The sequence below is a fragment of the uncultured Pseudoteredinibacter sp. genome, from assembly GCF_947502065.1.
GTDB lineage: Bacteria > Pseudomonadota > Gammaproteobacteria > Pseudomonadales > Cellvibrionaceae > Pseudoteredinibacter.
This window is the reverse complement of sequence record NZ_CANMYE010000001.1, coordinates 1,177,436-1,202,306: the sequence shown is the minus strand read 5'-3', so window position 1 is coordinate 1,202,306 and position 24,871 is coordinate 1,177,436. Positions and strand designations below refer to the sequence as shown.

The 24,871-nt window shown below is 45.9% G+C and carries 18 protein-coding genes; 9 read left to right on the top strand and 9 right to left on the bottom strand.

Annotated elements, in window-relative coordinates:
* Positions 1-255: 255 nt before the first annotated feature.
* Positions 256-1,059, top strand: coding sequence for a molybdate ABC transporter substrate-binding protein (modA, locus tag Q1A41_RS04895; protein ID WP_299975460.1), 804 nt, complete (start codon positions 256-258; stop codon positions 1,057-1,059).
* Between the two features lie 17 nt (positions 1,060-1,076).
* Positions 1,077-1,259 carry a hypothetical protein gene (locus Q1A41_RS04890; RefSeq protein ID WP_299768820.1) on the top strand — a complete coding sequence of 61 codons (183 nt, stop codon included), beginning with the start codon at positions 1,077-1,079 and terminating at the stop codon, positions 1,257-1,259.
* Between the two features lie 106 nt (positions 1,260-1,365).
* Here Q1A41_RS04890 and nfuA read toward each other — a convergent pair whose 3' ends face one another.
* Positions 1,366-1,965, bottom strand: coding sequence for a Fe-S biogenesis protein NfuA (nfuA, locus tag Q1A41_RS04885; protein ID WP_299768817.1), 600 nt, complete (start codon positions 1,963-1,965; stop codon positions 1,366-1,368).
* A gap of 400 nt (positions 1,966-2,365) precedes the next feature.
* On the opposite strand from nfuA, the gene metH reads away from it, so the two are divergent.
* From metH to Q1A41_RS04850, 7 genes are all read left to right on the top strand, one after another.
* Entirely contained in the window at positions 2,366-6,058 is a 3,693-nt protein-coding gene (metH, locus tag Q1A41_RS04880; RefSeq protein ID WP_299975458.1) for a methionine synthase, read from the top strand.
* 369 nt (positions 6,059-6,427) lie between these two features.
* On the top strand, positions 6,428-7,249 hold the full coding sequence (locus tag Q1A41_RS04875; RefSeq protein ID WP_299975456.1) for an AraC family transcriptional regulator: 822 nt from the start codon (positions 6,428-6,430) through the stop codon (positions 7,247-7,249).
* Between the two features lie 487 nt (positions 7,250-7,736).
* Positions 7,737-8,216 (top strand): YHS domain-containing (seleno)protein, encoded by a 480-nt coding sequence (locus tag Q1A41_RS04870; RefSeq protein ID WP_299975454.1) that lies wholly within the window; start codon positions 7,737-7,739, stop codon positions 8,214-8,216.
* 28 nt (positions 8,217-8,244) lie between these two features.
* Positions 8,245-8,526: a DUF2282 domain-containing protein gene (locus Q1A41_RS04865; RefSeq protein ID WP_299975453.1), complete on the top strand. Its 282-nt coding sequence runs from the start codon at positions 8,245-8,247 to the stop codon at positions 8,524-8,526.
* Positions 8,527-8,544: 18 nt separating this feature from the next.
* Positions 8,545-9,480: a DUF692 domain-containing protein gene (locus Q1A41_RS04860; RefSeq protein ID WP_299975451.1), complete on the top strand. Its 936-nt coding sequence runs from the start codon at positions 8,545-8,547 to the stop codon at positions 9,478-9,480.
* On the top strand, positions 9,477-10,259 hold the full coding sequence (locus Q1A41_RS04855) for a putative DNA-binding domain-containing protein (RefSeq protein WP_299975450.1): 783 nt from the start codon (positions 9,477-9,479) through the stop codon (positions 10,257-10,259). Before Q1A41_RS04860 ends, Q1A41_RS04855 begins: the two co-directional genes overlap by 4 nt.
* 171 nt (positions 10,260-10,430) lie before the next feature.
* Complete coding sequence (locus Q1A41_RS04850; protein WP_299975448.1) at positions 10,431-10,898, top strand: DoxX family protein; 468 nt, start codon at positions 10,431-10,433, stop codon at positions 10,896-10,898.
* A gap of 116 nt (positions 10,899-11,014) precedes the next feature.
* Here Q1A41_RS04850 and Q1A41_RS04845 read toward each other — a convergent pair whose 3' ends face one another.
* From Q1A41_RS04845 to Q1A41_RS04810, 8 genes are all read right to left on the bottom strand, one after another.
* Positions 11,015-11,869, bottom strand: coding sequence for an FHA domain-containing protein (locus tag Q1A41_RS04845; protein WP_299975446.1), 855 nt, complete (start codon positions 11,867-11,869; stop codon positions 11,015-11,017).
* Between the two features lie 194 nt (positions 11,870-12,063).
* Complete coding sequence (locus Q1A41_RS04840) at positions 12,064-13,077, bottom strand: protein phosphatase 2C domain-containing protein (protein ID WP_299975444.1); 1,014 nt, start codon at positions 13,075-13,077, stop codon at positions 12,064-12,066.
* Positions 13,078-13,089: 12 nt separating this feature from the next.
* Entirely contained in the window at positions 13,090-14,403 is a 1,314-nt protein-coding gene (locus tag Q1A41_RS04835; RefSeq protein WP_299975442.1) for a multiheme c-type cytochrome, read from the bottom strand.
* Between the two features lie 2 nt (positions 14,404-14,405).
* Positions 14,406-18,185 carry a hypothetical protein gene (locus tag Q1A41_RS04830; RefSeq protein ID WP_299975440.1) on the bottom strand — a complete coding sequence of 1,260 codons (3,780 nt, stop codon included), beginning with the start codon at positions 18,183-18,185 and terminating at the stop codon, positions 14,406-14,408.
* A 64-nt stretch (positions 18,186-18,249) separates the two neighbouring features.
* Positions 18,250-20,199, bottom strand: coding sequence for a hypothetical protein (locus Q1A41_RS04825; RefSeq protein ID WP_299975438.1), 1,950 nt, complete (start codon positions 20,197-20,199; stop codon positions 18,250-18,252).
* A 12-nt stretch (positions 20,200-20,211) separates the two neighbouring features.
* Positions 20,212-22,227, bottom strand: a complete 2,016-nt coding sequence (locus tag Q1A41_RS04820) for a heme-binding protein (RefSeq protein ID WP_299975436.1) — start codon at positions 22,225-22,227, stop codon at positions 20,212-20,214.
* Entirely contained in the window at positions 22,224-23,963 is a 1,740-nt protein-coding gene (locus Q1A41_RS04815; protein WP_299975434.1) for a cytochrome c3 family protein, read from the bottom strand. The genes Q1A41_RS04820 and Q1A41_RS04815 overlap by 4 nt, the downstream gene beginning before the upstream one ends.
* Positions 23,964-23,966: 3 nt before the next feature.
* Positions 23,967-24,857, bottom strand: a complete 891-nt coding sequence (locus Q1A41_RS04810; protein ID WP_299975432.1) for a hypothetical protein — start codon at positions 24,855-24,857, stop codon at positions 23,967-23,969.
* Positions 24,858-24,871 lie beyond the last annotated feature (14 nt).

Here is a 24,871-nt window from a genome sequence, read left to right as displayed (position 1 = left end):
GAAATTGATACAAAAGTGTGAAAAAAGTCGTTTGCTTCATCAATCACTTTTGCATATATCCGATATATGATCTAAGTTATTAAGTAATAGAGAACACCCTAAGACCCTTGCGCCGCCTGTATTATAGGCGGCTTTTTTTATCCTCAGATCCGACTTCCGCAGCAACAACAGCTCACTACAGCTTTTATTCTATAATTTACTGCAATAGAATCCTGAATTTGTTACTTTAAGGAAACTATAAATTCGGGAGTTTTTGTGGTGAAGCTAATTCTAGCTTTATTCTCCACCTTATTGTTTATTAACAATATTTCAAAATCTTATTCAGCAACAATAACCGTTGCTGTAGCCTCAAACTTTGCCCATAGCGCACGCCAGATCGGTCAAGAATTCAGTAAAGAAAGCGGCCACAAGGTTCGCTTTGTATTGGGCTCTAGCGGCAAGATCGCCGCCCAAATTCGGCACGGCGCGCCTTTTGATATATTTCTGTCTGCAGATCAGCTTCGCCCAAAACAGCTAGTTGATGAAGAATTTGCACTCGCGGATAGTCAATTTAGTTACGCTGAGGGGGCCTTAGTCCTATGGTCTAGCCATGCCGAGCACCGTAATAAAAAACTAAACGCTGAATTCCTTAAGCAAGAAGCTGGGAAAATTGCCCTCGCCAACCCCAAGCTCGCCCCTTATGGTAGAGCTGCGCACAGTGTTTTAAAAATGCTTGCCAATCAAGCAAAACCGAACAAAGCGGGCAACATAGTACAGATACAAGGTGAAAACATCGCACAGGCCTACCACTTTACTCAAGCTGGCCAAGTGGACGCGGGTTTTATAGCCAAATCCCAATGGTTGAACTTGCAAGCGGAAGACCGTAATAATGCCTGGCAAGTCCCCAAGCAGCTGCACCCTGCCATTTTACAAGACGCCGTTTTGCTTAAGCGCGGTAGCAACAAACCAGCAGCCACGGCTTTTTGGCAGTTTTTACAAACACCTAAAGCGCGCCTGATTATCGAGTCACATGGCTACAGCATCCCCTATTCTGACTCAAAAGACCTAGACAGCAAATAAGACCTCAAGGAGTTTGTGTGTACATCTACCATCTACACGTCAGCAAAGAAGATAGCTACAGCTATGAAGACCAGCTATTTCGAAACCCGGTTACCATTGGTGAGCAACTGGTTTTAGAGGGTGAGCAGTTTGTCGTTGATAATGTAATGCACGACTTAGATAGCGGGGAATCTTGGCTATTTTTAGTGCCTTTAAGTTAGCTGAAGCAACTAAAAAGCTTTGAAACAAGCCCCAAAGCCTCTGCGAGACATCGGCTTTGGGCGCATTCTTAGCGTTAAGCTGAAAGGAATGAAATACGGGCGGCGCTTAATAGTAAGCTTGAGAGCGATCACTATGGTCAGTGATATCGCGAACACCCGCAAGTTCTGGCAGCTTAGCTTTTAAAGTGCCTTCAACGCCATCTTTAAGAGTCATATCCACTGAGGCACAACCCTGGCAGCCACCACCAAAGCGCAATACTGCGTAGTTGTCATCGGTAATCTCAATCAAGCTCACTTCACCACCATGAGACGCCAAACCCGGATTGATATCGTTGAATAAGATGTAGTTGATCTTATCTTCTAACGGGCTGTCGTCGGTAACATTAGGCATTTTTGAATTAGGCGCTCGAATCGTGAGCTGGCCGCCCATTTTATCCGCCGAGTAATCAACCTTAGCTTCGGCTAAAAAAGGTATGGAGCGCGCCTCGAAATGCGCAGTAAAGCCATCCAAAGGAACTTGGATATCACCTTCCTGCTCTTCGCCAGGACGACAATAGGCTATGCAGGTTTCCGCTTGTGGTGTCCCTGGGTTTGATACAAACATGCGAATACCAATGCCCTCACCGTCTTGCTTTGATAGTAATTCAGCTAAATAGCTTTGGGCTGAAGGGGTAAAATCCACATCGACTACAGGCGTATCACTCATATAACAGGCTCTTTAAATACCTTAATTCACAGGTCGGTTATTCTAAATCATGAAAGCTAATATAAAAACCTTGTGTGTGAAGTGGGTTTAGCGCTAAGACAAATTTATATGACCAGCGATGTAGTGCGGCGCGGCAATCAAGCAGCCTCAATATATGAATAAGCTTAGAATTCAAAATCTATATCGAAATATTTTGATATAGGTATAATGCGAAGCTATATGAATTTTCTTTAAGAGCTGACTTTAAGATCTATCTTTAAGAATTATAGTTAAGAACAAGCCAATACTAGCCGTAGCTTTAACTAGTCATTGTGGCATATAGCAAATGTAGCGCCTCGCCCAGCTGTTTTAAACCACTATTTAGAAGAGCTGTAGCGCCGAAGCAAGAAGGAAAGAAACCATGAGTCAAAGCCCACGCCCTGATATTCGAGAACAACTGCAAGATCGTATCCTGATGCTGGATGGCGGTATGGGCACCATGATTCAAGGCTACAAGCTGCAAGAAGCTGATTATCGCGGTAAGCGCTTTGCGGATTACCATATGGACGTGGCCGGTAACAATGACCTGCTATCGATCACCCAGCCAGATATTATTCGAGACATCCACACGGCCTACTTGGAAGCCGGTGCCGATATTATTGAAACCAATACCTTTAATGCCACCCAGGTTTCTATGGCCGATTACCAAATGGAAGAGCTGGCTTATGAGATCAACCTAGCGTCGGCCAAAGTAGCACGCGAAGCCGCTGATGCCATGACGGCAAAAACGCCCGATCGTCCGCGCTATGTTGCTGGAGTGATTGGCCCCACCAGCCGCACCTGCTCAATATCACCCGATGTCAATGATCCTGCAGCACGTAACGTGACCTTTGACCAATTAGTTGAAAACTATCGTGAAGCGGTTTCCGGGCTTATCGCCGGTGGCGTTGATCTTATCTTGATTGAAACCATCTTTGATACCCTAAACGCCAAAGCTGCGGTGTTTGCGGTACAGGAATATTTTGAGGAAGTCGGCCAAAGCTTACCTATTATGATCTCGGGTACGATTACCGATGCATCTGGCCGCACCCTTTCTGGACAAACTACAGAAGCTTTTTACAACTCCTTAGCTCACGCCAAACCTATCTCAATTGGCTTGAACTGTGCACTCGGTGCCGATGAGTTGCGCCCTTACCTAAAAGAACTTTCTCGGGTTGCTAACTGTTTTGTTTCGGCGCACCCTAATGCCGGCTTGCCTAATGAATTTGGTGAATACGATGAAACGCCAGAAGAAATGGCGACAGTCGTTGAAGAATTTGCAGCCAGCGGCTTTGTAAATATCATCGGCGGTTGCTGCGGTACAACGCCCGCCCACATTAAGGCTATCGCCGATGCGGTTGCCAAACATCCGGCTCGTAAAATTCCAGACCTTGATGTCGCCTGCCGCTTAGCCGGTTTGGAGCCATTCAATATCGAGAAAAATTCTCTGTTCGTCAATGTAGGCGAGCGTTGTAATGTCACCGGCTCCGCGCGCTTTAAACGCCTGATTATCGAAGAAGATTATGACACTGCTCTAGAGGTTGCCCAAGAGCAGGTAGAAAACGGCGCGCAAATTATCGACATCAATATGGACGAAGGCATGCTGGATGCCGAAGCGGCGATGGTGAAGTTTTTGAACCTGATCGCTAGTGAGCCTGATATTTCCCGCGTACCTATCATGGTGGACTCCTCTAAGTGGGAAGTTATCGAAGCTGGCTTAAAATGCATACAGGGTAAGGCCGTCGTTAACTCGATTAGTTTAAAAGAAGGCGAAGAAGACTTTATTGCCAAGGCAAAACTTTGCATGCGCTACGGCGCCGCTGTTGTTGTAATGGCCTTTGATACAGAGGGACAGGCCGATAGCCTTGCGCGAAAAATTGAAATCTGCGAACGCAGCTACCGAGTATTGGTCGACAAAGTAGGCTTTCCGCCCGAAGATATTATTTTTGATCCCAATATTTTTGCTGTAGCCACCGGTATTGAAGAACACAACAACTACGCCGTCGACTTTATTGAAGCAGCGCGCTGGATTCGTGAAAACCTTCCTCACGCCGGTGTTTCTGGTGGCGTAAGTAATGTTTCATTCTCGTTTAGGGGAAATAACCCAGTACGCGAAGCGATTCACTCGGTATTTTTGTATTACGCCATTAAAGCCGGTCTAAACATGGGCATCGTAAATGCTGGCCAGCTCGCCGTTTACGATGACTTACCGCAAGAACTAAAAGATAAAGTTGAAGACGTAATCCTCAACCGCAACGAGGAAGCTACCGAGGCCTTACTTGAAATAGCCGATAAGTATCGCGGTGACGGTAGCAGTGGCGCAAAAACAGAAAACCTAGAATGGCGCGAATGGCCTGTAAGTAAACGCTTGGAGCACGCCCTTGTAAAAGGCATAAACAATTTTATTGAAGAAGATACCGAAGAGGCCCGCATCGCTAGTACGCGCCCTCTCGATGTTATCGAAGGCCCGTTAATGGACGGCATGAACGTTGTGGGTGATTTATTCGGCCAAGGTAAGATGTTTCTTCCCCAGGTGGTCAAATCGGCCCGCGTCATGAAACAGTCGGTAGCCTATCTGCAGCCCTATATTGAAGATGAGAAAGACGAAGGCGCAAAGAGCAATGGCCGCATTCTCATGGCCACCGTAAAGGGTGACGTGCACGATATCGGAAAAAATATTGTTGGCGTGGTATTACAGTGTAATAACTTTGAGGTGATTGATCTTGGCGTGATGGTGCCTTGCGAAGACATCTTAAAAACTGCCGTTGAAGAAAACTGCGACATTATCGGTTTATCAGGCCTTATCACTCCATCGCTTGATGAAATGGTTACCGTTGCCAAAGAGATGCAGCGACAGAATATTCAAAAACCACTGCTGATTGGCGGCGCGACAACATCAAAAGCCCACACCGCAGTAAAAATTGATCCCGAGTTCGATCTTGATCAAGCTATTTATGTTGCGGACGCTTCGCGAGCAGTAGGTGTCGCTAGCAAGTTACTGTCTAAGGACAAACAAAGCTATATTGATGATATTAAAAGTGAGTACGTAAAAGTTCGCGAACGCACCGCCAATCGCAAGCCCAAGGGCAAACAAATTAGCTATGAAGAAAGTAAAGGTCGAGGCTTGCAGATAGACTGGGATGCCTTTACACCGGTTACGCCCAAGCTGATCGGAACTCAAGTGTTTGATGACTACCCATTAGAAGCGCTTGTCGACACTATCGACTGGACACCTTTCTTTATCTCATGGGATTTGGCTGGTAAATACCCCGCTATTCTAGAAGATGAAATCGTTGGCGAAGCGGCCAGCAGCCTATTTGCCGACGCCCAAAAGATGCTTAAAGAGCTGATCGAGAAAAAACAGTTGCAAGCGAAAGGCGTAATTGGTATTTGGCCAGCCAACCAAGTCAATCAAGAAGACATTCAAATAAGCGATTCCAATGGCAAGATTCTGGGTAACATTCAGCCAATTCGTCAACAGGCTATTAAAGCAACCAGAGATGTTGCGGAGCCGCCACTATTGAGTCTTGCGGACTTTATTGCCCCCAAAGATAGTGGTAAGCAAGATTATATTGGTGGATTTTGTGTGACCACCGGCCTTGGGGCCGAAGCCCTTGCTAAAGAGTACGAAAGTAACGGTGACGACTATTCGGCAATTATGGTTAAGGCCTTGGCAGATCGTATGGCCGAAGCCTTTGCTGAACATATGCACCAGCGGGTTCGTAAAGAGTTTTGGGGCTATCAGGCCGATGAACAGCTTAGCAATGAAGAACTTATCAAAGAGAAGTACCGGGGCATACGCCCCGCTCCTGGCTACCCAGCCTGTCCGGATCACAGCGAGAAGGAATTTCTCTTCGAACTACTAAATGCCCAAGAAAATATTGGCGTAGAGCTCAGTACGCATTTCGCCATGACGCCCGCTGCCTCAGTTTCTGGCTGGTATTTTGCTAACCCAGAAAGTAAGTACTTTAATGTTGGCCAAATCCAGGAAGATCAGGTGCAATCCATTGCGCAACGCCGAAACCTTAAGCAAGAAGATATCGAAAAGTGGATACGACCGAATCTGGCCTATTAAAGGCCAGTTTCTAGAAATCTATCCAGCCCAGTTATCACATCCTATATCGGCAACTCCTAGCGCTGCACGCTAATAGTAGTAGATCGGCAGGTGTAAAGCTGCGCCCAGCCGATCAATCAGCTATAGAGATCAGAAACATCCATTTTTCGGGCATCAAGCAATCCCCTTTCACCTATAAGCCTTACGCTTATAAGCCAACACCACCAGCAATAATTCGAGGTTTTTAGGACTTTAAACACAGAAAACTGTGAGCCCTCAAAAATCTGAGTAAAGCCCATTTGTTGATTATCAAGTTTTGTTTATCGAGCTTGATTCAAGCAATGTAAAGACGCACAGTACAACCTCCATCAATGATAAGAAGCTTTAAGTATGGATCAGCTTAGTGAAGCGGCGGGTTTAATCGACTTCAATACAGAGGTGTTTTTCAGTGGCCAGCTGTGCGGCTTGCAATCCATCGGCGACAACAGCTGTGGGCATTTACATGTCTTAAAATCAGGGACGTTAAACATTGTCACTGAGGACGGCCACAAAATATTTCTAGATCGCCCATCTGTGATTTTTATCCCTAGCAAATCAAATCATCGACTTTCCGTGGGCGATAGTGAACACGCCGAACTGGTCTGCGCCAAGATTCATTTTGGGCAGGGACAAGAAAAGTTCGTTAATTCCCTACCCCGCTTCATTTATTTTGATGGCGCTAGCCACCAGCAGCTTCAACGCGCAGCAAACTGGCTGTTTGAAGAAGCTTTCCAAGAGACGCCCGGAAAGCAAATGATGCTGGACAAGCTTAGCGACATTATATTTATCCAGATCCTTAGACATATTACTGAAAAAGGGCTTGTAGTCCACGGGATCCTTTCAGCCTTGGTGCACCCACAGTTATCCAAACTTATAGCCGCCATTCAAAAAGCCCCGTCAGATAGTTGGAACCTAGATACCATGGCAGCGACGGCAAGCATGTCACGCTCAAAGTTTGCCACCTTGTTTAAAGATACTGTTGGTAAGACGCCCAATGAATATCTTACCGAAATACGATTAGTTAAGGCCCAAGAGCTTCTTATTAACAACAAACCGGTGAGTATGGTGGCCCATGAAGTGGGCTACGAACACGCTTCGGCTCTAAGCAGAGTGTTTCGCAAACGTTATGGAATCAGCCCTAAAGAATGGCTTAAAGAGAAGCTTAGTGCTTAACTAGATAAGCACTAAGCCCTTTTAAGCCCCTTATTCCTCTCGCCCTTCCAGCCATCCTAACTGACTTAGTTAATTTGCAATTAGCATAAGCAAAGCAATCTACATTTTCTTTATGTTTGTAGCGTCACAAGCAAGCCTTGTGTCTAAAAGACGCTCATTAAGCACCATTACTCTGTCCTCAAAAATGAAAAGTATGAAAGCTAAGCTCGACAAATTAATTACTTATTAGCTTATGCGATTCCAATATATTTCCAGCCCGCTAGAAAAAACCATATTCACATTCAACGCAAAGTAAAATCAAGCAACTGTAAAGCAGACGACAAGACCAAAGTAAACCTTTGTAAGGCTGAACGATTGGCTCGTTTTTCTGTACGTTTGGTTAATTTAAATATTTTTTCCTACCTATACTGGTCACCGTGATTGAAGAGTCATCACAGCTTAATAGGCCAAGCGATGGCCAAAAACCTAAAGACTTAGCGAGGAAATTATGAAATTCAATCGAGTACTAAAAACCTTAACTGCCGCTTCTGCTATTGCCATGAGCAGCCTAACGTTTGCAGCCGACATTGGTGTTAACGCTGACAAAAACGATTTGGCGATCAGTGGTTACGATGCCGTTTCTTACTTTAAGAAAGGCAAGCCTAGCAAAGGTAGCACCAAGTACACTGCAACCCACAAAGGTGCCATCTTCCACTTTAGCAGTGCGAGCAACCGCGATCTATTTAAGGCCTCACCTGAAAAGTACGCACCACAATTTGGTGGTTACTGCGCGATGGGTGTTGCACTGAATAAGAAATTAGACGTTGACCCATACGCTTGGAAGATTGTTGACAACAAGCTTTACTTAAATCTTAACAAAGATGTTCAAAAGAAATGGTCTACTGACATCGACGGCAATCTAACAACAGCCTACCGTAACTGGAATGGCATCCGTACTGTAGACGCTGAAGTTTTGGCTGAAGAGTAATTTTCCAACATTAGCGGAGAATATAGCTATGAACAAGAGTATTTTAGCAAGCGCGGCTTTAGCCGCATTAGTATCCACCACCATGGTTCCGGTCAGTGAAGCCGCAGCGAAAGAAAAATGCTACGGCGTTGCCAAAGCTGGCCAAAATGATTGTGGCAACCTAGCTGGCACACATTCATGTGCAGGCCAATCAAAGGTTGATAACGATCCAGGTGAATGGAAGCTCGTAGCCAAAGGCACTTGCGTAGACCTTGGCGGCATGCTGAAAGCTGAAGCCAAAAAGAAGTACAAAGCTTCTAAAAAAGCTTAATCGATCAGGGAGATAAACATGTTAGGGCCTGCTATATCATCGAGCAATCCAACAAAAGCGCTTAATGATGCACAGCTATTTGGTATTGGCTTGCGTCACGAGCATTACCAGCAGGCCCTGACCTGTCCCGCTGATATCGACTTTGTGGAAGTACACACTGAAAATTTCTTCGCCCCTGGCGGGGCCAGTGCCGAGCTTATTCGTGAGATCTCTAAGCATTACGAGCTGAGTTTACACTGCACTGCCATGGGGCTAGGTTCAATCGATCGACCCAGCGATAGCTATATGGATACTATCGCAAGATTAAATCAGGACCACAAACCCCTATTTTTATCCGATCATGCAAGCTTTAACCGGGCTGCGATTAATTCCGATAAAAACGCCAAGTCAATATTTACTAGTGATCTATTACCCCTAGCGTTTAACCGAGAATGGCTTTCGGCACTAAGCGACAACGTCAATTATGTTCAAGACAAGTTAGGCCGCCAAATCCTTGTTGAAAATCTATCATCGTATTTTCAATACTATGAAGATGAAATGATGGAAACAGACTTCTTAAACCAGCTTGTCGAAAAAACCAGCTGCGGGCTGCTACTTGATCTAAACAACATCTTGATCAACGCCCACAATAAGCAAAGTAGTAATCCGCTTCACGATGCTATTAGCTGGACCGAATCCATAAACCTTAATGCCGTGCAAGAGATTCATCTTGCTGGCTTTAGCCAGGATAAGGTAGCCGGTTTTTATGTCGACGATCACTCTCAGGCCGTATCTGATGAATGCTGGGCCTTGTATCGCAACACTATTCAGCGCCTTGGCAAAGTTGCCACTTTGATTGAATGGGACAATTCGCTACCCAGCTGGGAAACTTTAGTGGCTGAACTAGACAAAGCACGGGCTATTGTCAGTGAGCTAGAGTCAGAGCATTACCTAAAACAGGCGCTACCGTCATGAGTGATATCCAGACACTACAAGGCTCCCTGCTCGAAGATATATACCGCTTTGGTGAGCAACAAACATCAGCAGCACATACTCAGGTTTATCAGAACAATCTACTGGCCAGTGCCTTTAGAAGCTTGTCTATTGCCTACCCTTGCACTCGGCAATTAATTGGCGATGAAGCCCTAAAAGGGCTGGCGGCAATGAATTTGCAGCAACAGCCATTGCAAACCGCGGACTGGTCTGAATTTGGGCAATTACTCGCTAAGATTATTGCCAGCAATGAAGCCTTTGAATCATACCCCTATCTTAGCGATGTGGCCCATTACGAAGCGCTAATATTTGAAAGCGAGAGATCGAGAGATGAATTATTCGATCAATCCAGTGTTTTCAAACTGCAAGAAAGCGATATCGACAATGTCTACATTCGCTTTCAAGAAAGTTTTCGGCTACTGGAAAGCCCATATCCTGTAGAGGATATTTATCGAGCGAACCTCAGCGAAGCTGCCGATACTGATCAGTATCTGCAGCTTGCTAAGGAAAAGCTTGAGCAAGACGAATATGAAGAGCGATTGATGATTTATCGCTGTCGTTATAAGGCTGACTCAACAGCAGTGGCAAAGAATGAATTCGCATTTATCTCAGCTTGTATGAAGGGCTTAAGTATTGGATCTGCTCTAGACACGATCGAGATCGAAGCACACCGGACTGCCGAAAATAATGGCTTAGACCTGGGCAACGTATTGAATTTACTGGTCCAACACCAAGCCATTAGTGAACTTTACATTCAATGATCCGTGAACATAGAACGTAACAAGAATCACCTCAGTAAGATCGGGAAACTGGAATCACCAACATACAGCAGCACCATTTTTATAGCATTTTTTAAATATTACTAAGCGAACTTTTTACCTTGTGCTCTTCATTAGCTAGAGCCAATTAGACGAGTTAAAACGGAGAATATTATGAACTCTAGTATACGCAACCACTACCACAACTACTTGCAGTTAAGCCGATATTTAGAATACCCCCAGCACCTAGCATTGTTGCTTGCGCGTTGTTACGTCGCTTGGGTATTTTTTGCATCGGGCTTAACAAAGCTCAATGATTGGGAAACAACGCTTTTTCTTTTTGAATACGAGTATCAGGTGCCCTTTCTGTCTCCGGCTGTAGCCGCATTTCTAGGTACTGCAGGTGAAATTGTTTTACCGGTTTTATTGGCCTTTGGTATCAGCACACGATTTGCGGCACTTGGATTGAGCGTAGTAAATGTTGTTGCCGTAATTAGCTTGGAAGAAATAGCACCCGCAGCCTTTGCTGGGCATGTTATCTGGGGTCTATTATTGGGTCTGAATGTACTGTGGGGCTCCGGCCTTTTGGCTATCGATACATTGATTGCTAAGTTTTTTGCTAAGAACAACACTGAGCTTTGACTTGCCAGCCGTTGTTGAATAGCAACTACTCCTTTTTATGCCTTTCATAGAACGAATATAAAAAGGACATAAAAAAAGCCGCTATAGCGGCTTTTTTTATTTACTACTCTAAATTCTTAGAGCAAAAATACCGCAGCCGCTGCTATAGCCACTACTACAACGACTGCTCCTATGATTAGGCCAGTCTTCGATGAGCCGGATTCTGGGCTAGCCGTTTTAACGCTAGCGGCTGCTGAATTGTTATTGGACAGTCTCGCTTCGAAGGCAAACTCCACAGACCCTAAGCGGATGATGTCGCCAGACTTCAAAAAGGTCGATAAACCCTTTTTATCATTTACGAAGGTACCATTGGTAGACATCCAATTAACAATTTTCCAGAGTACACCGTCATTTACCAATTGGGCGTGCTTACCAGAAACACTGCCATCGTCGATAACAATGTCCACTTCTTCAGAACGCCCTAGGTGCCAGATATTCGTCGCTTGATCACCTTGTAGCTCATAGATTCGACCTCTAACAGCGTCTGATAGCCCAACTAAACGTGGGACAGCGCCAAGCGCTGGAATATCAATACGGCCTGCCATGTAGTCTGAAACAGCCGCAGACCGCTCTACATCAAACACAATTTGGGTCTGAGAAGCGCTTTCTAAGCCTTCTCCTTCAGACCAAACCGATGGAATATCCGCTTCGGCTTCACGCTTATTGGGCGAAATAACACTAAAACTGTCCGTATCGATCACAATTAAATCGCCATCGAATAGATCAGAGGAATCGTTTATTTTCTCACCATTAAGAAACGAGCCATTACTTGAACCCAAGTCTGACAAAACCAACTTGCCATCCTTGATCTCGATGGAGGCATGTCGGCGAGAGGCCACATCGCTTTTTAGAACTATGTCACAATCATCACTACGCCCCAGGATGGTAGAGGCGCTTAAAGATAACAGCTCGCCTGTTTGAGGATTCTTCAATTTACAGTTGTCGCTTGTGCACTCAACCATCATTTTCGACCTTTTACTTATTCTTACTACTGTTTAATCTTTTACTATGTTTTTGAAATCTGTATTTATACAGAAAACAAATAAACTAGCTTATGCTGCCATTATGAAAGCTGTATTAACCTTAGGCAGCGCCTAAATCAGCTGATTGCTACATCAAGGCAATATCAGAAGCTGATTATACCCAAATAAACGAGCAGCCCAAGCAGCCCCGCCAATAAAAGAACACAAACTACCGCAATTAGCCAGCTAGGCGTACCACCACCGATATGATCATCCAGCGCATCATAATCTAACTGACTCTTGGGCTTAACGGCATACACTTGGGTTGTGGAAAACTCTTCAGTGACACTGTCACTGCTGGTGATATGGGCGCCATCATTTTGCCCACCTAGCGGGAAATACTCACTGTGCCCGGATAGATTATGGGTTTCTACGATTGTTTCTGGTACGCGGCCCGATTCTGGCACTGCAACATCGTTACTCACCAGCATCACGGTAATATTATCTTTACCGCCAGCATCGTATGAGGCTTGGACTAATTTCTCACAGCAACTCTCAAGACCATCGGCGGCATTATCATGAAGAAGCCTTGCGATCTCAAAACCGCCTAGCTCATCATTAAGGCCATCGCTACAAAGGAGCAATAGTTCGCCTTGATATAGGTCCCCTTCGCAGGTTCCAATATCTAGCTCTACAAGTGCTTCAGCCCCTAAGGCCTGTGTCACTAAATTACGATCATTACGAGTTTTGGCATCTTCGGCCGATATAATGCCACGCGAAAGCAATGACTCGATGTAGGAATGATCACGACTGATTTGCCTTAATTCGTGACCATCCCATATATAAGCACGACTGTCGCCAACCCAGGCGACATCAAAGCGCGAACCGTCAAATTTCGCCGCGACTACTGTCGAGCCCATGCCGGCTCCACCACGCCCGTCCAAAACACCTTTTTTAACTTCGAGATGAGCATTGGCAACCGACTCTTCTAAGCTTTTTTCGCCTTCCTTTAAATCGTTCCAAAGGGTGGAAACCACGATTGCACTTGCAACCTCACCTGAGGAATAGCCTCCCATGCCATCAGCCACAGCCGCCAAGCCCAGTTCATCATCCGCTAGAAAGGAATCCTCATTGAGCTCGCGTCTTCCCGTGTGGGTGCATCCTACTATTTTTAGCACTGACTCACCTCGCTATGGGTACATGGTTGAAAGCAGATTTTTTGCGACACTGGCGAAACGCCCCTGCTGAAATGCAGACTCACTGGCGAGTGAAGCATAAAAGCTGTCCATTTGTGCACTATATCGCTCACTTTGATTTAAAGCCAATGTCAGCGTCTCTACCCCCAAGAAGGCTTGCTCAGCACTGGTGTAATCGCGATATTGACCGGCGGCGCTCTTGCTTAGGATTCTTTGTCGCAAAGAGGTAATTTCATTGTTGTTGTAATTGCGATCCAATAGTGCCCCCTCCATGCTTGCTAATTGTGCTAATGCCGCCTTGGCGGAAGATCTAAGACCGTTAACATCTTTGCGAGAGGCGACATGCAAATCACGTGAAAGCTGTAATAATCGCTGGGCGCCTTCCTGATCGCGAATATAGGCAATACCCACCAACATTTGCAGTGCCGCATCGTTTAAGCGTAAATCACCGGGTTTTAATCCAACTTCGATACTTGTCTGGCGCCAAGTCTTTTTATCCATCGGATGATGGCAGGCGTGACAGTCGTAGAAAGATAGCTCGGGAATCATTCCATTAGCTGTTAGCAAATGACTGTTATAAAGCTCTAAGGTTTGCTTAGCCGTGTAGTAAACCCCGGCAACCCACATAGTCACCGATTCGATTTGCCCTTTTCTTTCAAGGTAATCTTGATCAACTACATAATGAGCGGGCTGATTTGCGGTGAAAGTTTCTAACTCGAAAGCCAAACGAGGATGCCCTGCTCCCATTATTCGATGCGTGGCGAATTTATCTTTAGTACCAAGATGGCAAGACAGGCACATTTCCGCTCTAGGCTTGGGCGATTCAGTTGGGTACATGCCTGCCGCTAGGTTTTCTGCGTGAGTAACGCCTTTTTTATAATGGCTATCTAACCATTTCTCACTGCCGCCATGGCAGGCTTCGCAGCCAACGCCGTCACGAATGACGAACTTAGGGCCACGCTGGCTTTGTGGAACATTATCCGCATGACAATCTAAGCAAATATCCGCTGTGTGAGCCGAAGCCAAGCCGAGATTCTTGGCCATCCGCTTAGACTCAGCATTGAATAGAATTTTATAAGCCTTGGAATGTAAGTCTTCTCGGCTCCAAGTGCGGTATTCATTTAACAGCGCGTATGAATTTGCATCCGGTGCCGGCTTGCCGTGACAGACACTGGAAGCACAGGTAGCAACACCCATGTGCTTGTCTTTTCCCGTGATTGGGTTTTCTTCGGCTAAGGCATGCCCACTTGCCGCTATGCATGCCAAGCTAAAAATAAACGCCGGTAGTTTCAAGATCGTTTTTTTCATAACTACTCTTCTTTATCTTTTACGGTCCAGACCTTGCCGGATTTATCTTTGTAAAGCTTATTTATTTCTTCTTTATTCAGCGGGCGAGAACCGCGACGGCCGAATACCGCTACTTGGCCACCAGTTTCATCAACAGCACGGTCACGTTCTAGCGCTCTCGACAAACCTAAGGCTGCCTTTTCCGTTGGGTAATGCGCAATCAGATGCGGATTCGGTTTCGGGCTAAAGCCATAAAATTTTGGCTGAATTTCCGGAGACGTCAGTTGAAGTATTTTTAAACCACCAACACCATCAGCAACATAGGCAAACAAGGAGGCATTGGTACTTGCTACAACGACATCTTGAGAATCACTGAGCTTACCTCCGGCGTTAAACATTTGCTCCACTTTCATGGCAGTTGGCTTTTCAATATCAATGATTGCCAAACCATCTTTGCCAGCTGCGACGTAAGCATAGGTGCGAGCAATGAAAACCTTTTGTGCATCGGCCAAAGCGATCGTGTTATTCGCCAACAAAGAAGGTTGCTTAGGATCGGTAATATCAATGACCTTCAAACCATCTGCATCAGTCACAAACAAATAACGGAACTGTACGGCCGAAGCTCGACCATCATTCAATGGCGTTACCGACACCAACTGCGGTGATAGCGGCTTATCAATATCAACAATGACCAACCCGGCATCTGCAACAATGTAGAGATAGTGGCCACCAATACTTATATGGCGAGCGCCATTTAATATGCCATTGGCATTCCAGGTCGCGGCACGTTCTAAAAAGTTATTGCGTGGCTCACCGTCCGAGAAGGTATCGATATTAACTAGGATTAATCCTTCTTCTGCATCTGTCACATAGACATAGTGATATAAAGGATGCATCGGCTGTTCCATATTGGTCACCCGCATCAACTCACCGGTGTTGCGCGCTGGCGCCACTGGCTGAGTTGTAGGCATCAACATACAAGTTGCATTTTTACTCGGTACATTCGGGTTGTGGCCAAGCGGGCTAAATGGTGCCGAGATGATACGCTGGGAAACACCTTTATTATCAATAGAGGCAATATCATAAACTTGTAAGCCCTGTTTACCCGCCGCGGTGTAGAGATACTCGCCACGCATCTGCAAACAAGAACTGCGCCCAGAGCTATGGCTATAGCCTACCTGTAATTCTTGGCCGGCTTTTTGGTGATCATTGTACCAATCGGGATAAGCATACTTGTGTAAGTAGCTACCATAAACTGCCTGAGGCTCGTCCCATTCGGTAACTTGCACACCAGTAACTTCGCCATCACCGCCTAGCCAAGCAAAGCGGCCAATAAAATCAATAAACTTAGTTCCCACACCCAAGGTCTGAGTAAAGATCGCATTATTGTCTTCAGTGTTTGCCAAGTGGCAATCGCTACAGGTTTTTGTTTCAGTCTTGCGAACTGTATGTGGGAAGTGCGGGTTAATGGCTTGCGAACTAAAGCCACTAGACGCTACAGGTGGCTGCTGTATATAGATTCGCTCACGGTTTGAGTTAGTCGAAGACAATACCAAGGCAGAGGTAGATCGAATCGGTGCGTACTTACCACCTTTATGCTCTTCTCGCTTACCGATCATGAAAATTTGATCACGCGACACTTGCGGATTATAGGTCGCAAAGTTACGTGTCTCTCCACCTTCATAATGATGACGCTCGGTTTTTACGTTGGCTTCAATAGGCAAGTGACAGCCACCGCAGCTTGTTGTCCACGCCGTATGACAGGTGTAACACTCCATATTTTCATAGGTGTGTGCCAGCTGATCCTCTGGTACATCTTCACCCCAATTTTGTTTTGCGGTGTCTTTTGACATTAATTTAGCACGGGCTGCTTTTTCATTGTATTGCGGATGCCCTTTGCTCACACTGTCTTTTACCAAGCTAAGCTCCCACTCTAAGCCTGGTGTTACCAAGGAGCGCTGGATCAACTTACCGTCAAGCCATTCAAATCGTAACTGCCCGTCAGGATTACGGAGTACAGAAAGATCTGCACCCTTACCCAGTTTGGCCGGGCCGGAGGTTAATAAGTTAGGGTAACGTTGCGCACTACCGTGACAATCGATACAAGCTATTTCTACCGCCGCAGCGACTTCGCCATAGATGTGCCCATTACCATGGTTATCTTGAGCAAAGTGACAATCGGAGCAGTGCATACCGACATCCGCGTGAATCGAGGACATATGCACTGCTTTTTTAAATTTATCTGGATCATCATCCGATACCATATTGTTTTCGGCATCGAGTAAATTGCCCTTACGGTCTCTTTTAAAGATAGCCCGGAAGTTCCAACCGTGACCATGATAGTCAGCAAACTGGGTGTCGTTCAGCTTTGGATTTAAAGAGGCTACTTCTTTTAAAAATTCTACATCAGCCCATTTACCACGAGGTGCTGCACCTTCAGGGTTACGATCCAAAACCTTACGCTTTTGTGCCTCAGAAGGATATTGTTGCTCCTCTGGCCACATCGCCGGTGCATCCGATTCATAGTCCCACATGGTGTAACCCAAATAAGTGTTCATAAACATATTGGGTTGGTGCATATGACAGATCATGCACTGACTGCTAGGTACACCTCGAGTAAACTGGTGTTTTAATGGGTGACCGGATTCGTCCTTTGGAATCGTTGGATCTATCGTTTGTGTTTTGCCTGTATGGCCAAACTGCGCGTAAGGCCCCGAGTGTTTCGGGTCACGGTCGTTGGCGTAAACAACGTGACAAGAGGTACAGCCTGAGTGTCGATAATCACCTGGTTGATCATTCGTTCCCATGAACCATAAGAAGGGATCGTTCAAACGCGTTTTATGAATATTAATCAGTGGAACAGAAATTCTAGCGCCTGTGCCCGGCCCTCGATTTGACTGCCTAAAATCCGGGCGTCCTGGCTCTTCTAAACGTTGAATTAATCCCAAACTATTGGGGATACCAGTTTCTGGAAATAAGTTAGTGATATTTCGACCACCGCGCTCGAACACGCGGAAGATATCACCGGGCTTAACCGTTTCCCAATTGGGCAAAGGATAAAGCGCTGCAACAATACCTTTGGCCGCCATTTCCGGAGTAACTTCCGTGGGGTTTTTCAAAGCCGTGGCTTCGCCCTCGCGGTTATAGGATTCGCCCAGTAAATACTGCTTAAATGGTAAAATGCCGTTATTGTAAGAAGCCCCACCCCACAGCATAGCACCCGTGGCGTGCAAACTTCTTTCAGAAGCCTGAATCACATTCAAATGGCAAGCACCACAGGCCTCACGAGCAATGCGCAAATCGCCTGGGTTAATAAAACGTATAAATTCAGGCGCTTCTTTGTTGAGTAAGGTATATGTCCGCTCTGGATTTGCTGAGCTAGGAAAATTCCATAAGTCCGGATAACGAGGCAATACGTGGGCTTGATCTCGTAAACGTGCGTAGCCTTCATCGCCTGGTGATTCAGAGCTTCGAACGATACTGGAATCACCTCCATGACAATCCACACAGGCCAATTGGATGGCCGGGTTATTGTGCATATTTTTACTGTCGGATTCAGTATGGCAACTAACACAACCCTCGTTCTTCTTAGCGACGAGTTCCGGGCTTTGAGAAGCGGGAGCATTTGCGGCCGTCACATAATCACGCTCGACCGGCTTGGGCCCGCCAACAGCGAAAACAAAACCTGGCGCCAATAAAGCACTCAGTAACAGCAGCCCTTTTATGATGGGCTTTATAACGGCCTTGGCTAGCGTTTTTTCTTCTTGTGCACACATGGCTTTTTCCGTTCCCATTGGCTTCATCACTTTTCCTTGCGAGCTGCTTGCTTTAGCAGCTTCAAATCTTTTTCTGGCAAATATCACGAATTTAGTAGGTCAACACCAAATTAAATAACAATGAGTGTTGGGTCTCATCACCAAATAGCTGTTCAAAACCTTTGCCCGGCAGCAAGGCTGCGTAAGACAAACGAACAACAACGTTCTGGCTCATAAACGGTCGATATATCAATGATAAGGACACATCCGTACCAATCGACTCATCAATATCCGCCTGCTGCCTAGCGACTTCCAAAACCTCAGTTTGATCAAACCAAAGCTGATTCACGTTCACCGATGCTCTAAGTTCTGGAAGAATGTCAAAATCTGCCCCGACACCTAATAACCTCACCCCTGGGTTGGTGAAGTTTGATTGGCCGTGCTCTTTTGATGCGCGCAGATTATTCAATAAGCCATTACGCGTCGATAACGTTACCTTACCGCCAGCAGCTAGTGGTACACCCTGCCTTAACCAATAGCTGGTATCGGCGCCGGCAAACTGTGGGTTTTCGAATATGGCATCAAAACCATTTTCTTCGTTATCAAAGGGATTATCATCACCTGAAGCCCACAGAGCCGAGCCACGCAAGCGTATCCAGTCATAATCAGCACCAACCTCTGCAGCAGCAAAGAAGGAGCGAATATCGGTGCGCTGGTTAACAAAGGGGCCCCTATTCTGCTCACCCAAGGCGGCATAAAGTGAGTGGGTTACGTTGATACGGCCAAAGTGACCGTCCGAACTGAATCCTAAATAGCTTACATCGTAATTTCTAAAACGTTCAAAGCCCAAAGAAGCAGGTCGCTGAATCAGGTCATTTACATCGTAAAAGAATTCATCTTCTCGATTACGATTATGAACAATGGAAAATTGAGAAAAATGCCCAAGTGCGATCAAATCCTGCCAAATGACATTGGCAATAAAGACATCGTCCTCACGGGGTGCTTCTCCAATATCATTTAAGCCACTGTTGGTATCTTTTTCTAAACGGCGAAACCACGCCAGGTTGTATTGGATCTTGTTGTTATTACGAATACCAAATAGGCGCACACCTAACTGATTATCCTGAAACAAAAAGCCACGAAAATCATTATTAAATGGCTGAATACCAACCCGGATACTATCGAAATCGTAGTTATCAGATACATTCCTCAAGTGCACATCGATAAACGCACCTTGAATACCAACAAAGTTATCATCTCGACGCACACCACGCTGAGGGTCTACATTAATCCCGGCTAGCTCGTTAACAACGGTGTGGTTGTAATTAAACACCGGGATAAAGCGGAATTCATAATCCGGTGGTCTAAATACTGTATCACCTTTGTAATAAACAAATTCCATAGCGACTTGCTGAATCACCGAATGCTGTTCGGTGTTACCATATAGATCCAAATCACCTGGATCAGATGTGGTAATAAGCCCGACTGGCGTAACGACTTTTCGGCCTTCGTAAATAGTGTCGGAAATCACGCCTAGGTTAAAAAACCAATCATCATGAAGCGGAACATCGCCCTTTAAGGTATTTCGGTTGTACGGATCCCACCAATTATCGGTATAGCCTATAGCCTCAACGATACGCCAGCGATCCGGAAACACTATACTGTCTTCAAAATCACTCACCTTCGGGCGAGGTACTGGGGATTCCTCAACGTCTTCTCGCAATACCGTAAAGGTTTGCTCTTCTTTTAAACGGGCGTCATTAACTGGCCCTGGCGTTCGTCGCTGAGGCTTACCATCGATAACCGTTTCCACAATCTGTTCGTTAGCATCGGGAAGCTGGCTACAGTCAACGCGGCCTCCAGGGCGTCTGCGGCGCTTAGCTTTATTCGCTGCTTGCGCGGCCTCACATTCCTGACGGGTTTGTGTTTGTGCAAGAGTATCGGCTGCCAGTGGTAGCTGCACGGTCGATACTACAACAGCTAAAGCAGAGGCCTTTATTAAACCGTGATTCAATATTGGCTTCAGTTTCAAAGCGAAAAAAGGCTTATCTATCCTTGCCATGGTGTTAATCCCCTACTTTCCTGAGCAAACATTTTGTTCGTCGCTGTCAATAAAGGGTGATTGCGGACAACTTATATAACGCAATCGTGTTCCCTGTGGCGTTAAGGTATCAGCGCGAATTTCAGCTGGCGCATTATTGAAGCTTCCATTCATTTTTTCAGCGGCACGATGAACACCCAAGAAGGCAATCATATCGTCCTGATCAACACCATCCCCTGAAATACCAATGCCACCGACCAAGGTATTGCCCTTATAAATGGGTACACTACCTGGGAAAATCTGAATGCCATTGGCGATGTTATTGGCAGCAGAGCTTGCCGTCCCTCCGAATGGGACGCCAACGCAATTGTTGCCGACGTCATCTGTTTGTAGGCCTGCAACATGTAATAGGTGACTGACAATGCCATTCATGGCGAGGTCGAGCTGCAAGCCCGTAGAAAATGGACTCCACTGCCCTGCTGGCTTACTTAATGGTCCATGTGGAGCATTATCAACACCATCTGGATAAAAAGGACGCGACAAATTTCCGCCAGCTCGATCAGAAAAGGCAATGCCATTACTGAGGGCCGAGCTGTCTTCAACAAAATCCCTTAGAGCTTGCACATAATTTGCAATATCAACGTTGCGTTTAGGACTTAAGTCAGAGTTTAAATATTGCGTGAGCGGCAAGTTTTGCAAGAAATCTGCCGCTGCTGGATTTGAAAAGAATGCCGCTGTACGCGCCTTTTGCAAGGACACATCCGCACCAAAAACCGGAGCATCTAAGGTACGAGCCATCCCTAAAACATCTCCATTCACATCGACAACGGAAATGGTTACTCGCGCTTTGGTACTTAAAGGTCGGCGAATTTGCGCACGTGATTGGTTGGCAACACCAAGAGCTTCATCAATGATCGCTTGTACTTCATTGGCGGTTAATTCGGTACCATCTTTTGGGGGAAAACGATCTTGCCCCGCTGCATCTACAAATACATAGGCTTCGCGATTTGGATAAGTTGTAGTATCAGCTCTGATGCCGGAACTGGCCTGACCAAAAGCTTGGCCCGCACGTACATTGCCATCAATATAGTCTGGTACAGGAATATACTGCCCATCACTGTCATTTAATACTGAAGCCGCACCTGGGGCCGCCGTTAGCTGGCTGTATTCAACATCGGTGTATCGCAAAACCTTACCATCAACTGTTATACGATCAGCTCGTCGATCAGTGGGGGCTTCAAAGCCAACTGTAGCCGCAAGCGCGATAAGCTCGTCTTGATCCATATCGGAATCGACAACGACTTTATCTAGGGTGTAGATAAAGTCGTCTGATATCACACCGACACCACCAACGGGAACATTATCTTTATAAAGAGGAAAGCCGCCTGGATCGGCTGATAAACCCAGCGGTGCCTGTTTAGGACCGATACCTGTTACAGAGTTATCCAAGGTAAAATCAGAACAGGCTAACTGACTGAACTGAACGCCAAAAAGCGGGCCTGCCGGCTGCACTCTTTCGCCAGGGTTAAAGTGTTCCTGCACAATTTGACTGGCGACACGACTACTAAATGCATTGCCCTCGGTCGATAAATATGCCCCTGTAATCGCCTTAGAAATAGCAGCAAGTGCGTCTCCACCAACAGCTAAAGGGAGTTCAATATTTTCCAAACCACCATCGATATCACTTAAGCCCTGCTTATTACTAGAGATCAGCAGTGACTTACTGGTATCAATATCCGCTGTACGGTATACCGCAAGTACATTTCCGACACGATCAACAACCGCAATGGTTGCTGCAACGCCAAGCGCTTTAGCTTCCGCAACCGCTTGCTGCACCACTTTCTCGACATCCGCCGTGCGCAGGAAAGAATCCGCATTAGTACAATTGCCCTCACACACCACTGGCGGTGGTGGTGACGGCGGAGTTGGTGTGCCTTCATTGGGCGCAGTACCAGAGCCACCTCCTCCTCCACCGCAGCTTAACAAACTGATGCTAGTGGCCAACAAAAGGCAGGGTTTAAGGCTGAATCCCTTACGGCTTAATCTCATGGTATTTTTTGCTCCAAAACAGCAGGCATCTGCTTCAACCAAATCGCCTGATTTCCGGGTATATGGTAGTTATGGCAAGCTACGCAATCCAAAGGTGCAGCATGCTCGGCCTGATCATCATGGCACTGTAAACAGTTATCGCGACCAGGGATTAAAATATCGTGGCTTTCAGATGATTCACCGGCTTTGTGGCAGTCTTGGCAAATCTCATCGACAGGTGCATCGCGTAATAATAAATGGGTAGAGTGGTTAAATCGTCCCTGCGAGAACCAATCATTATTGAGTTTGACCGGTTTAACCGTCCAAAAATTATCGGCTTTTTTCTTGCCAGCTAGCTGGCGAGCTTCGGTTTTTTCCACTTCGTGGCAAGTAATGCAACCTGTCTTGGTGAACTGGTTTTCCAGCTCTAAGGCTGCACGTTCTTTACCGCAAACCAAAGCACCTTTCTTACAGCGATCAAGGTCGCGGCTTTTACCTGGAACACGACGCACATGATCAATACCTTCCACACCAGAGTCTGGATCAGCAAACATACGAATATAGTATTCTTCGAGAGTTTGCTTAACCAGCAAAGGTGATCCGTGTGGAAGCTGTCTACTTGGTTCAGCATCGTCAAATCCCAAACCGTGACAATCACGACACATTCCTTCCATGGTTATGGGCTCAAAATGCTCATTATCCGCACTGAGCACATGGCAAGATTTACACTCTAAAGCCTCACCACTGTCTTGGCTTTGAACCTTATCGATATCTAAATGCAAATCATGGGGAAATTTTAATTGTGAGTTTTCTTGCAGTTCTTGACTGTAAGGAACCCTAGATAGCTGCCACTTAAAACCATCGAAACCAAGCAAACCTAAGCGGAACTCTGGGTGAGTTTTTTCATTAAAACCAGAAACATTAGCCACTGACTCCTCTTGAGTAATATTACCCAACTTAGCAATATCACCATGGCAATCTACGCAGAGCGACTGATCTTTAATAATAATAGTTGCCGGCTCGTTATGTTCTTTATGGCAGCTACCGCAGCGGTACTCTTCAAAGGCAGGAATAGCTGGGTGCTTATTATGAACATGCTGCTCGGTATTGCTATGACATGAAAGACAAGCTTTATCTTGTACAACTTCGAAAGGTTTTGCGTGGCAACTGGTGCAGTCATCACCAATCGCTGGAATTCTATGGGCTGGAATCAGCGGCCCGCTAGACCAGTGCTTATCGGTTGGAATCCCAACTTTTGATAGCGTATCCCGAGCCTCACTATTAAGCATGGACCATATCGGCAATGCCAAAGCAAACAACAAGACCAGCGCTGATGCGATATAAGCTAAGCTGCGGTTATAGCCCACACCCTGCAAGTCAGTCTTGAATCGCTGTTTCGTTGAGTGCTTAACATCCGCATCAATTTCAAACTCTAAGGCACAGGAAAAACCAGCAGGAGGAGCCTGTAATACAAGCTTGTGTCTGCCAATCGTTAATTGTTGGCCAAGGCCTATTGTGCCCTTGCTTTGCGGCTGACCGTCCAGCTCGACCACACAGCCTTTAGCGCATTCAAATTTTGCACTTTGATTATCAACAGCGGTCACTACTAGGTGATTTGCCGAGATATCCTCCCCAGCAAGCTGAACCAGCTGACCTTCACCAGAACCGATACTTATTGCAGCAGCATCCAATTGGCTATCGTTTTGATCAATAGCCTTAGTGCCTGTTTTTCTTGTTTGTCGTATTAAATAGAGCATGGCTTACCAGTATAAAAAGACAGTCACAATGTGGATGATTAAAGCCACAATCAAAACAATAGTGGTTGGAATATGAAACAGCAGCCAAACTTTCAATCGTGCTTGCAGGCTAATTTCTCGACGAATACGGTTTAACAATTCTCGACGGCGACCAAATATATAGAGAATATCTTGCAGATCCTGAGCCTCTTGCTTCTTGCTCACATTGGGAATGCGCATGGCAATATAATCAATGGCCGCCTGCTGGTTTCTATTATCAACAACTTTGGTGCGACTTTGGTTATCTTCCGAAGCGCTAAGCTCTACTTTTGAATTATCCTGACCCTTCAATTGGCTCCATAAACCACCACCTAAACTGGTGCGAGCAATCGCACTATTGATTAATGTTTGGATGTCGGTATTACAACGTGAGGCAATATCCTTACCTTGCTGATCCAATTCATCAAGCTCGGAAAAACGTTGATCTAAACTCTGATTACTGCGATTACGTGACAGCTTGTCTGGGTAACGCATATAGGCATAAAGCCCGTAGAAACCACTAAAGATAACGATACACATCAACACATAGGCGAGCGTGTGCACATTGAGGCCAAACTGGAAAGCACAGTGCAGAGTTCCTATGATCAGCAGGCTAGAGCCCAAATATACATGAGCAGAAGTCCAACCTTGCACCGTTCCTAGAGTGGACGCATAACGTCTTTTACGCACGCCCAAATAGGCAAGCCAAACGATTAGCAACGCCCCTATCGTGCCCAGCACATAACCTTGCCAAGTACCACCATTAGGTGGACGCCAAGCTTCTTGGCTGAAATAGACGGCGAAGGAGACGAGTAACAACACTAGGGAAACCCAAAAGTAGCGCCCGCCTTTATACTCTAATATATTGTTATACATAATTTTCTTTTTAG

Coding starts and splice junctions, on each gene's coding strand:
- Q1A41_RS04810 (WP_299975432.1), bottom strand. CDS start 24,857: ATGTATAACAATATATTAGAGTATAAAGGCGGGCGCTACTTTTGGGTT.
- Q1A41_RS04820 (WP_299975436.1), bottom strand. CDS start 22,227: ATGAGATTAAGCCGTAAGGGATTCAGCCTTAAACCCTGCCTTTTGTTG.
- nfuA (WP_299768817.1), bottom strand. CDS start 1,965: ATGAGTGATACGCCTGTAGTCGATGTGGATTTTACCCCTTCAGCCCAA.
- metH (WP_299975458.1), top strand. CDS start 2,366: ATGAGTCAAAGCCCACGCCCTGATATTCGAGAACAACTGCAAGATCGT.
- Q1A41_RS04855 (WP_299975450.1), top strand. CDS start 9,477: ATGAGTGATATCCAGACACTACAAGGCTCCCTGCTCGAAGATATATAC.
- Q1A41_RS04850 (WP_299975448.1), top strand. CDS start 10,431: ATGAACTCTAGTATACGCAACCACTACCACAACTACTTGCAGTTAAGC.
- Q1A41_RS04835 (WP_299975442.1), bottom strand. CDS start 14,403: ATGAAAAAAACGATCTTGAAACTACCGGCGTTTATTTTTAGCTTGGCA.
- Q1A41_RS04815 (WP_299975434.1), bottom strand. CDS start 23,963: ATGCTCTATTTAATACGACAAACAAGAAAAACAGGCACTAAGGCTATT.
- Q1A41_RS04870 (WP_299975454.1), top strand. CDS start 7,737: ATGAAATTCAATCGAGTACTAAAAACCTTAACTGCCGCTTCTGCTATT.
- Q1A41_RS04865 (WP_299975453.1), top strand. CDS start 8,245: ATGAACAAGAGTATTTTAGCAAGCGCGGCTTTAGCCGCATTAGTATCC.
- Q1A41_RS04860 (WP_299975451.1), top strand. CDS start 8,545: ATGTTAGGGCCTGCTATATCATCGAGCAATCCAACAAAAGCGCTTAAT.
- Q1A41_RS04875 (WP_299975456.1), top strand. CDS start 6,428: ATGGATCAGCTTAGTGAAGCGGCGGGTTTAATCGACTTCAATACAGAG.
- Q1A41_RS04825 (WP_299975438.1), bottom strand. CDS start 20,199: ATGGCAAGGATAGATAAGCCTTTTTTCGCTTTGAAACTGAAGCCAATA.
- Q1A41_RS04830 (WP_299975440.1), bottom strand. CDS start 18,185: ATGAAGCCAATGGGAACGGAAAAAGCCATGTGTGCACAAGAAGAAAAA.